The following is a 9,321-nucleotide window of genomic DNA, read 5'->3' as shown; positions in this document are numbered from 1 at the left end:
TAGTCTGAGACTAAATTCTGTTGATGTTGTGCAGTTTTCTCAAAGTAACTTCTGGAAGGACGGGAACTAGAACTGGAAATTAGACTGAGACAAAAAATAAGGTATAACTTACTATGGGACAAGTTGGTAACTAAATAAGGGGCACCTCTATAAACTCCCAAAATTGCAAATTTGGAGTTACGAAAGCCTTAATTGCAAATTTGGAGTTACGAAAGCCTTGTTAAATCAACATTTTAAATTTTATAGTCATTTGAATTAACTTTGATACATCGTCACTTCCGGCTTGCCGTACTCTGCAGAAGTGACTTGCTTTCAAGTTATATCTCCAACCTAGCACAGCCACTAGGCTGTGCTAGCAACCTGCACCTCAGTTCCTTGTCTGAAAGCTAATTCATTCGACTATAGAAAATTAGTTTTTAGAGGTCCCCAAAAATATTAGAGAATTTTTTAAGATTCTATTTGTACGATTTAAAATATAACTAAAAAGAAGCTAAGGTTGTAGCACTCAGCTTCTATTTCTCCACTATTAAAAAATCGCATCCAGCAATGATGTGCTTCCACCACCGCCGTCACCACCTGCACCGACAATATGATTGCCAATGACCTGAGCAAAAGTCTCAATGTTCAAACTCTGTACATAGATTTCTCCATAACCAGTAAAGGTATTAACGATTCCTTCCCCAGTACCGATAGATTGGAGGAAACCATTTTCCATATGGATATTGTAGTCCAAATCACGACTCCAAGCAACCACATGAGCATTGTCAATGGTGATACTTCCACCATCCAAAGTTAGCTTCTTAATAGAACCAAACGCATTCGCCAAAAGTGTGCCATGCCCCTCTGTCGTCATCACAAAGAGTCCACCCTGACCGCCAAAGAAAGCTTTCCCAACACTCTGGCGTTCCATTTTATACTGGGCAGAACCGTCAAGGGCAAGGAAAGCACCATCATTTAGTCGATATTGCTCTGCACCAAGTTCCAAGGCAATAACCTGACCTGGCGTTGAAGGCGCAAGCGCAATTTTTCCATCGTCACTATTGGAAATGGCTTGCGTGATAAACATAGATTCTCCTGATACCATTGACCGACCGATGGCCCCCATCAATTTACCAAAACCTGAACCACCACGCGCATTGAGCTTGGTATTCAAAGTCACGCTGGGCGTATGGTAAACCATACTCCCCTGTTGAATATAAGCTGACTCCCCAGCCTCCAAAGCGATTTCCACCAAAGGAAATTGCATATTGCTATCAATCGTGTATTTCATACGGTTATCTGACATGAGAAGGTCTCCTTGTTTTGTGTTATTTGTATAACACAATTCTACAACTAAAACAAAACCCTGTCAAGTATTTTTATAAAAAATACGGGAAACCGCACCATCTGTTCCCCCATTTTTATAGTCGAGTGAATTAGAAACAGGACACATCTAAGTTTGTCAATTTGAGAAATCTAAAGTTATTTTAGGAGTGGGTTATTAACACTATAACTTAAAACTGTCCTTTTCCTAATTCAAACCACTATATTACATAGTCTTTCAGCACTAGGAAGTGAGCTGCAGGTTGCTTCAATAGTCCATCGGACTGTTGAAGGTTGGAAATCATACTTACGACAGTAAGTAACGTTCGTAGAGTACAGCAAAGCGAGTTCAAATAATCACAAATTATTTGAAATTGGAAATAAGGAAACAGAGTTTCCTCATACGTCGACGTAATAAAAGATAAACTGAAAGACTATATAACCTCTGTCATCCGACCCGTATCCACATCATAAACCGCACCAGAAATTTCAACGTCGTCAGGTATGAGCGGAGATTGTTTCAAAAGGGCAATATCTGCCCGCACGCTTTCTTCAATGTCTGTAAAAGGAAGAAAGTCCTGACCGGCCACATCCACTCCCAAATCCCGCTTGAGTTGGGCCGCAAAGTCCTCATTGGTAAAGGTCTGGGCACCGCAGTCTGTATGGTGGAGGACAACGATTTCCCTTGTGCCGAGCTGCTGCTGGGAAATGACAAGCGAGCGAATCATGTCTTCTGTCACGCGCCCACCCGCATTCCGCAGAATGTGAGCATCCCCCAGAGCCAAACCCAAGGCCTGCGCCACATGAAGCCGTGAGTCCATACAGGTCACGATAGCCACCTTGGTCTTTGGACGAAGAGGCAAATGGTAATCACCATGTAGGTCAACATAGGCCTTGTTGGCCTTCATAAAGTTTTGAAAATAAGACATAGGACCTCCTTGTCTGATAAGAATTTCTGAATTTTTCAGAAATAGGTTAGACCTAGCTTATCATATTCCCGACTATTTGTCGCAAAAAGAGGAGCGACTAGCTGTCACTCCCGAATGATTTTATCAGTTGAATACTTTCTGTAAGACTTCGCCAATGGTTGTCACGCCGATAACAGTGATTTCCTTTGGTACCTTGATTCCTGTCAGGGAATTTTTAGGGGCATAGACCTTAGTAAAGCCCAATTTGGCGACTTCGTTAATCCGTTGTTCAATCCGATTGACGCGGCGGATTTCCCCTGTCAGACCGATTTCGCCTATAAAGCACTCTTGTGGGTTGGTCGGCTTATCCTTGTAACTGGAGGCAAGGGCAACTGCGACTGCCAGGTCAATAGCTGGCTCATCTAGTTTGACACCGCCTGCTGACTTGAGGTAGGCATCTTGGTTTTGGAGGAGCAGGCCTGCCCGTTTTTCCAAAACCGCCATAATCAAGCTGGCACGGTTGAAATCCAAGCCTGTCGTGGTCCGCTTGGCATTGCCAAACATGGTCGGCGTCACCAGAGCCTGCACTTCCGCAAGGATTGGGCGGGTACCCTCCATGGTCACGACAATCGCAGAGCCTGTCGCCCCGTCCAGACGCTCTTCCAGAAAGACCTCACTTGGATTGAGAACTTCGACCAAACCCTGTGACTGCATTTCAAAAATGCCGATTTCGTTGGTGGATCCGAAGCGGTTTTTGACCGCCCGCAAGATACGGAAGGTGTGCTGCCGCTCGCCCTCAAAATAAAGAACGGTATCTACCATGTGCTCCAAGGTCCGCGGTCCAGCCAAGGTGCCTTCCTTGGTCATGTGGCCGACGATAAAGGTTGCGATGTTGTTGGTCTTGGCAATCTGCATGAGTTCATTGGTCACTTCACGGACCTGACTGACAGAGCCTTGCACGCTAGAGATGTCAGGACTCATAATGGTCTGGATAGAGTCGATAATCAGGAAATCTGGCTTGATTTTCTCAATCTCGGTCCGAATGCTCTGCATATTGGTCTCCGCATAGAGATAGAACTCGCTGTCAATGTCGCCCAAACGCTCGGCACGGAGCTTAATCTGCTGGGCAGACTCCTCCCCCGACACGTAGAGGACGGTACCGATGGTGGACAGCTGGGTGGATACTTGCAAGAGCAGGGTGGACTTGCCAATCCCTGGATCGCCTCCAATCAGGACCAGACTTCCCGGCACCACGCCACCACCGAGGACGCGGTTAAACTCCTCCATATTGGTCTTGGTGCGAGCCACTTGAATGGACGACACTTCATTGAGCTTCATGGGACGGGTCTTCTCACCTGTCAGGCTGACCCTCTCGTTCTTGACTTCAGCGACTTCCACTTCCTCGACAAAGCTAGACCAGGAGCCACAGTTGGGGCAACGGCCCAGATACTTGGGCGAGTGGTATTCGCAGGATTGACAGACAAAAGTTGTTTTTTTCTTAGCGATGGTCATTTCCTCCTATAGATTATATTCTAGGATTTCGCAGTAGGCTATGGTTTCTTTGGGAACAAACTGGCGTATCAGCATACCATGACAGACGATAACGATTCGGTCATAGGCTTGGTATTTTTCAAGGGCCTGTAAAAATCGCTCTTTCATCTCCGCAGCAGTCTCATAACGAACAGGAAAAGACTCAGGCACCGCTCCGCCATTTTCCAAAAATAATCGATGAGCTAAGACAGCCTCATCTTGACTGGCATTTTGCCCCGTCAGGTCTGGTCGCCACTCATGAAAAAAGGGTTCGACCAGAAGAGGTAGTTGCTGGGTATGAGCAATGTAGGTCGCAGTTTCCAAGGCCCGTGTGACGCTTGAAGCGATGACTACTTGAGCTTGGGAAAAGATAGGATCACTAGCAATTTCCTGAGCTAAAGTCCGCCCCTTTTCAGTTAAAGGAGCCAGATCCCGTCCAAAACCTGCATACAGCCGAGGATTATCATGCTGGTCAAACATACTGTAGTCAGGCTCGGAATGTCGTACAAAGAGAATCTGCATAGTAGCCTATTTCCCCGTCGAGCCAAATCCACCTGTCCGAACGCCGTCGGCCTGATCACCGTCAGCCAAGAGGAACGGGGCAAAAACAGCCTGCACAATTCGCTCGCCAGCTTCCACCACGACGGTTTCCTCGGTGATATTTCGCATCTGGGCAAAGATATGACCTTCGTTGGCTGGATTGCCGTAATAGTCGCCATCGATAACTCCAACCGAGTTAATCAGAACCAAGCCTTTCTTGCGAGGGTTGGACGAACGGTCGTAGAGATAGAGGACCTCGTTGGCCTGCATATAGGCCTTAACTCCTGTCGGCACTAGCTTAATCTCGCCTGGCTCCAAGCTGACGGTCTCCGCAGCTTTCAGGTCGTAACCTGCTGCGTGGGCTGTCTCACGTCTTGGCAATAAGTTTTCATCTGTAAACTGGCTGACCAGTTCGAATCCACGGATTTTCATATTTTTCCTTTCGAGTGCTTATTTTGAAGATAAATCTTCTAGTAATTTTTCAAAATCAGAATTTATCTTTTGGGTCTTATTAAAAATTGCATATTCTGATTTAGCTTTGTCTTTGGCAGTCTGACTAGTAATCTGACCCTGCCCCTCTAAAAGCTCATAGTCTTGAAAGGCTAAAAATCGGTCAATGCTATCTGCCAAATCTTGCATGGTCTGGGTCTTTCCTTGCTCAATTTGTCGCTCCAGATAGTCAAAGTAGCCCGAAATACTACGTTCCAGCGAACGAATTTCCTTTTCGTTCAGATAATTTTTAGCCACAAGAGCATCCGATTGCAAAATACGTCCATCAGGAGAGTGCTTCCAGGTTACCAACCCCATGTTTACTTTGGTGTGGTCCGCCTTTTCATAAATAATTTCTGCAGCTGTTTTACCTGTAATCGCATAATGAAATTTATTTTGCACATGATCATAGAATTGTTTGGTCACCAAGCTATTAACATCGTAATCAATCGCAATCTCCGCAAAAATATCTGTGATTTGTAACCAGATTCGTCGTTCACTAGCACGGATAGAACGAACTCGTTCTAAAAGCTCACGGAAATAGTCTTTTTCCAACAAGTTTTCGCCTTGCTTCAAACGCTCATCATCCATGGCAAAACCTTTAATCATGTATTCTCGAAGTACAGTCGTTGCCCACTGCCTAAACTTAGTAGCCTTTTGAGAATTGACACGGTAACCGACGGAAATGATGGCATCGAGATTGTAATAATCAACCTGCCTGATGACCTCGCGAGTCCCCTCTGTTTGAACTGTTTCCATTTTGGAAATAGTTGCTCCCTCATCCAACTCGCCTTCTTCAAAAATATTTTTCAAATGTTTGCTGATAGCTGGTACACCAACATCAAACAATCTTGCCATTTCTTTTTGACTGGCCCAAATCGTCTCATCGCTGACAATGACACTAGCCTTTTCTTGATCATTTTCTGCTCGGTAAATTAAAAATTGTAATTCCTTCATATTTGCCTCTTTGGTTATTTAGGGCTCACTCCCCTCTACAAATTCATTCGCATTTTTCGTCACAAATGCAAAAAGTGTTGTTAAGGGAAAGGCATACTCGTCATCAAAGCGAGCTGCACGTAGCCACAAGTCTTGGTTAACCTTACGAAGATAGACACTGCGAGGGAAAGTGAATTCGTCTTCCAACTGAGGCGACAGCAGGCAAATAGCTCCGTCTGGTGATTTCCCTTGGGAGAGTATGGCATCTTGACTAACTGCCTGTTCCAACAAGGCCAATCGAAGATAAACTCCCAGATGAGCTGGTGGTAATTGATACCCCATCTCCACGGCTCTCTCCTCTATCTGAGGAGCAGTTGCTTCCCGATCAAATCCCATATCAGCTAGGCTGACAATCTCAGCTAAACACCTCTGTCTCTCCCCCACTTCTTGATAAGCAGGATGAGCTAGGTAGGTCTTGAAATAGTCATTTACTAAAATTCCTTTATCAGCTAGGTAGACAAGGATTTCTTCTTTTTTCAGGGGAAATAATTTAATTCGAACACTCTGTCTTTTCATAGGTCTATTATACACTAATTCATCAAAGCCTGCGATTTTCAACAAAAAACACCTGACGGACAGGTGTTACTACTATAAACTAGCTCAAGTGATTCAATCCTTTTCCGTTCCAAAAATCTCCCAATACTCCTCAACTTCTTTCTCCAAATGTTCAACCATCTCTAGCAAGTCTGCAGCTCGGAGAATGGCAAGCCCCTTATCTACCATCTCTCTATCCTGCTGAAAGATACCCATACGAACATTGGCTCTTCCTATGCAATCAATCCGCATACTTTCCTGAGCTATGGAAGAAACTCTCTCCGTTACTGAAACACAAAGTTGATACTCCCCATTTTTCAGTAAAACGGTCGATAGATTATAGAGAAAAGCAAACTGGCTAACCTGTACATCTCTGAAGTCCTTATACTTGTCCAAGGAAAGCAAGATTTTATCTACAAAGCCTTTCAAATGGGATATAGGAATGATAGGAAGCACCAGGCCTAACTTACGAAAATCAGCTAAATACCAAGTATCTGACTTCTCCAATTCCTTCCAAAGTGCTTGCCCCAACTGTCTGGTCCGCTCCCCATCTCCTGTTTGATAAATGGATAAGATTAAGCGTAATTGTTGCTCAATTCGTTGAACCCGTATATCTTCCTGCCTCTTCAAATACTGCTCTACTTGATATAAAAAATCTTGACAGTTTGATTCAGAAAAAAATTGTCCTCTCAGATTTTCAAAGCGATGGATGATAGAAGATCGCTCCGAAGGCTGATAGGCATGGCAGATATAGTCAAACTCTGCAAAGGTCATATCCAACTGACGAAGAATATGGGAAAAGTGAGCAATGGTAGGGTATTCTTTGTTGTTTTCAATTTTTGATAGGGTTGTCCGTGACAAGGCATCTCCACAAACATCCTGCTGGCTAAGCCCTTTGGACTTACGAATTTCTTTTAAGACTGTTCCAAAATCCCATTTCATGCAAGACCTCCAAAAAATGTGAGAAATGTTTACGTTTTCATCTTTTGCATGTATTCTATGATATCATAATAGTAAAGAAAAACAAACAAAATAATAGGAGGCACTCTTATGAAAACTTGGAAAAACTATCTCTTGCTTTTAACTTACCTAGCAATCCTCATGGTTCCACACCTCCTAGGCGGTGGCTGGTGGGACTGGCCGTTACCAATTATCAACAAATAAATAAGCTACTACCATCTCACCACTCTGGAAAGGAGGATAATAACTGGAAACTATATGTTGGGTGGAGAGGATGGGAGTAGATGACAAATTACAATACTTCTTTATTAATATCATTACTTGTCACGTTTTACGAGGAGAAAAATCATGCTTAAAAGTAAATTATCAAAAATATGTATCATATATCTCACAAGAATAATAGCTCTCATTATCGGTATCATCGCTTTTACTATACCAGTTTCTGCTGAAGAGGTTAGTGATTACCGCTTTATTAATGAATTACAACAAGTAACAACTTACAATCAAAATGGTCTACCTGTCATTGATATTGATAAAGCTTATTCATTAGAACTTAGTGATGAAGCAGTCTCTGTTGGTACAGCAATCAATGACATTGTTGCTGAGGTAGAACAGAACGGAGAAAAGATAGCTATAAAAAATATGGATAGAGCTATTTTTCCAATCGGTTCCTACGGTAACTTCTGTGGAATGGGAAATAATGGCTGGCTTACTAAACCAATTGATAACTTAGACTCTGCCTGCTTATGGCACGACGCTTGTTTTAAAGGCTTTGGAGCAGATAACAGACAATGTAATCGCGAATTCATTAATCGTTTAAAACCAATTATTGCAAGCACTAACACTTCTACTTATAAAGGAGTTTATGCTCGTGCTGCCTATGCCTTATTCCTCCCTCTTTCATAAAACATAGCTAGGAGGTGCAACCATGACTGCTGCATTCATCATTTTTTTAATCATAAAACTATTAGCACTCATTCTATTCCTTGCTTGTTTATTTCTAGGTTATAAACTAGTTAAAACATTAAATAAAAAGCAAGTATCTCCTGCAAAAAAATGGGGAATCATTGGTCTCTATAGCCTGTTTCTGCTTTTCGTAGCCTATCTTGCAACATTTGTTGTCGTACTGGGAATCAATACTTAGGCTTCGAATTTTGTGATATATATGTAAGGAGAGACAATAATAGATATCAAAACGAACAAAACCTTATTAGGGCAAATTGAGACTATCCTTAACACACAGCTCTTATCGGTCCAAGAACTTGCGATATTAAAACATGCACAAACTGCCCTTCAACATGACGAATACCTTTTAAAGGTCATCGCTTACTTAAAACAAGAACTTTCGCCTCTTGCAATAAGCAACTCATTGACTCCAGAAGTTTCAGAGTTATTTCTTGAAATAAACAGACAGCATCCAGCAACACGAGCTGCCGCGATTTGGAATTTTCTTGTTCCAAAAATCAAATAAATGGGCAGGACATAACCAACATAAACATCTTGATAATCTACTAATCTCAGGGATAAATCCAACCATTTTCTTAGGTGGTTTTCACCATAGTTTACTTGAAAATAATCATTCTCTGGATTTCTCTAGGCCTTGCATTGTACGGGGACAAGTTCATTCAGAAAGATTTCCCAATTTGGAAAGGGATTTTCCTACTTATTGCTCTGGCAAGTTCACTTTCTTTTCTATTTTAATCCCACATAGAGTATTTTGGAAGGGAGGACGGTTATGAAACCAACCAATCTTTTTCATAAAACATCGACCGTTTTCACTCTGATTGGCCTCCACCTAGTTATTTTCCTACTTAGTGGACTTCGCTCTTGGATATTGCACCAACCCTTCAAATGGTGGATTACCCTAGGGATTAGTGTCGGTTTTTCAGTTGCTTATCTCTTAGTAACAAAAAATGACCCCTAGCCATCAACGACTCACTAACTAGAAAATTGCTAATAAACTACATCAGATGAATATGAAAACATTCCGAGAAAATCTATACAAGACTGAATGTATCAAGTTATCTAGCTTAATCTTGAAGTCGTATAGAACAAATACTTA

Annotated in this window: 12 protein-coding genes; 4 read left to right on the top strand and 8 right to left on the bottom strand. The window is 42.6% G+C overall.

Translation table 11 applies throughout. The features are described from left to right. Positions 1–526 precede the first annotated feature (526 nt). The 8 genes from SST111_RS11710 to SST111_RS11675 form a co-directional block, all read right to left on the bottom strand. Positions 527–1,285, bottom strand: a complete 759-nt coding sequence (locus SST111_RS11710; RefSeq protein WP_002939965.1) for a TIGR00266 family protein — start codon at positions 1,283–1,285, stop codon at positions 527–529. A gap of 451 nt (positions 1,286–1,736) precedes the next feature. Continuing rightward, positions 1,737–2,231 (bottom strand): beta-class carbonic anhydrase, encoded by a 495-nt coding sequence (locus SST111_RS11705; RefSeq protein ID WP_024376115.1) that lies wholly within the window; start codon positions 2,229–2,231, stop codon positions 1,737–1,739. 123 nt (positions 2,232–2,354) lie between these two features. Beyond that, the gene (gene radA / locus SST111_RS11700) at positions 2,355–3,722 is read right to left on the bottom strand and encodes a DNA repair protein RadA (RefSeq protein WP_099811560.1); all 1,368 of its coding nucleotides are present in this window, start codon (positions 3,720–3,722) and stop codon (positions 2,355–2,357) included. Positions 3,723–3,728: 6 nt separating this feature from the next. Further along, on the bottom strand, positions 3,729–4,262 hold the full coding sequence (locus SST111_RS11695; protein ID WP_099811558.1) for a histidine phosphatase family protein: 534 nt from the start codon (positions 4,260–4,262) through the stop codon (positions 3,729–3,731). Between the two features lie 6 nt (positions 4,263–4,268). Then, the gene (locus SST111_RS11690; RefSeq protein WP_029943939.1) at positions 4,269–4,712 is read right to left on the bottom strand and encodes a dUTP diphosphatase; all 444 of its coding nucleotides are present in this window, start codon (positions 4,710–4,712) and stop codon (positions 4,269–4,271) included. 18 nt (positions 4,713–4,730) lie between these two features. Further along, positions 4,731–5,726 carry a virulence RhuM family protein gene (locus tag SST111_RS11685; protein ID WP_099811555.1) on the bottom strand — a complete coding sequence of 332 codons (996 nt, stop codon included), beginning with the start codon at positions 5,724–5,726 and terminating at the stop codon, positions 4,731–4,733. Between the two features lie 18 nt (positions 5,727–5,744). Next, positions 5,745–6,281, bottom strand: coding sequence for a hypothetical protein (locus tag SST111_RS11680; protein WP_142350768.1), 537 nt, complete (start codon positions 6,279–6,281; stop codon positions 5,745–5,747). A gap of 93 nt (positions 6,282–6,374) precedes the next feature. Further along, positions 6,375–7,241: a helix-turn-helix domain-containing protein gene (locus tag SST111_RS11675; protein WP_099811551.1), complete on the bottom strand. Its 867-nt coding sequence runs from the start codon at positions 7,239–7,241 to the stop codon at positions 6,375–6,377. A gap of 366 nt (positions 7,242–7,607) precedes the next feature. Between SST111_RS11675 and SST111_RS12515 the strand changes: the two genes are divergently transcribed. The 4 genes from SST111_RS12515 to SST111_RS11655 all read left to right on the top strand — a co-directional run bounded on the left by SST111_RS12515 (position 7,608) and on the right by SST111_RS11655 (position 9,183). Next, positions 7,608–8,165 carry a phospholipase A2 family protein gene (locus tag SST111_RS12515; RefSeq protein WP_142350767.1) on the top strand — a complete coding sequence of 186 codons (558 nt, stop codon included), beginning with the start codon at positions 7,608–7,610 and terminating at the stop codon, positions 8,163–8,165. A gap of 22 nt (positions 8,166–8,187) precedes the next feature. Further along, positions 8,188–8,403, top strand: a complete 216-nt coding sequence (locus tag SST111_RS11665) for a hypothetical protein (protein WP_099811549.1) — start codon at positions 8,188–8,190, stop codon at positions 8,401–8,403. A 36-nt stretch (positions 8,404–8,439) separates the two neighbouring features. Next, positions 8,440–8,730 carry a bacteriocin immunity protein gene (locus tag SST111_RS12660; protein ID WP_079396030.1) on the top strand — a complete coding sequence of 97 codons (291 nt, stop codon included), beginning with the start codon at positions 8,440–8,442 and terminating at the stop codon, positions 8,728–8,730. A gap of 264 nt (positions 8,731–8,994) precedes the next feature. Further along, positions 8,995–9,183, top strand: a complete 189-nt coding sequence (locus SST111_RS11655; RefSeq protein WP_099811547.1) for a hypothetical protein — start codon at positions 8,995–8,997, stop codon at positions 9,181–9,183. Positions 9,184–9,321 lie beyond the last annotated feature (138 nt).

The organism is Streptococcus suis YS161, assembly GCF_002760245.1.
Classification (GTDB): domain Bacteria; phylum Bacillota; class Bacilli; order Lactobacillales; family Streptococcaceae; genus Streptococcus; species Streptococcus suis_I.
This window is presented reverse-complemented; position numbering and strand designations above follow the sequence as displayed.

Coding starts and splice junctions, on each gene's coding strand:
- SST111_RS11710 (WP_002939965.1), bottom strand. CDS start 1,285: ATGTCAGATAACCGTATGAAATACACGATTGATAGCAATATGCAATTT.
- SST111_RS11705 (WP_024376115.1), bottom strand. CDS start 2,231: ATGTCTTATTTTCAAAACTTTATGAAGGCCAACAAGGCCTATGTTGAC.
- radA (WP_099811560.1), bottom strand. CDS start 3,722: ATGACCATCGCTAAGAAAAAAACAACTTTTGTCTGTCAATCCTGCGAA.
- SST111_RS11695 (WP_099811558.1), bottom strand. CDS start 4,262: ATGCAGATTCTCTTTGTACGACATTCCGAGCCTGACTACAGTATGTTT.
- SST111_RS11690 (WP_029943939.1), bottom strand. CDS start 4,712: ATGAAAATCCGTGGATTCGAACTGGTCAGCCAGTTTACAGATGAAAAC.
- SST111_RS11685 (WP_099811555.1), bottom strand. CDS start 5,726: ATGAAGGAATTACAATTTTTAATTTACCGAGCAGAAAATGATCAAGAA.
- SST111_RS11680 (WP_142350768.1), bottom strand. CDS start 6,281: ATGAAAAGACAGAGTGTTCGAATTAAATTATTTCCCCTGAAAAAAGAA.
- SST111_RS11675 (WP_099811551.1), bottom strand. CDS start 7,241: ATGAAATGGGATTTTGGAACAGTCTTAAAAGAAATTCGTAAGTCCAAA.
- SST111_RS12515 (WP_142350767.1), top strand. CDS start 7,608: ATGCTTAAAAGTAAATTATCAAAAATATGTATCATATATCTCACAAGA.
- SST111_RS11665 (WP_099811549.1), top strand. CDS start 8,188: ATGACTGCTGCATTCATCATTTTTTTAATCATAAAACTATTAGCACTC.
- SST111_RS11655 (WP_099811547.1), top strand. CDS start 8,995: ATGAAACCAACCAATCTTTTTCATAAAACATCGACCGTTTTCACTCTG.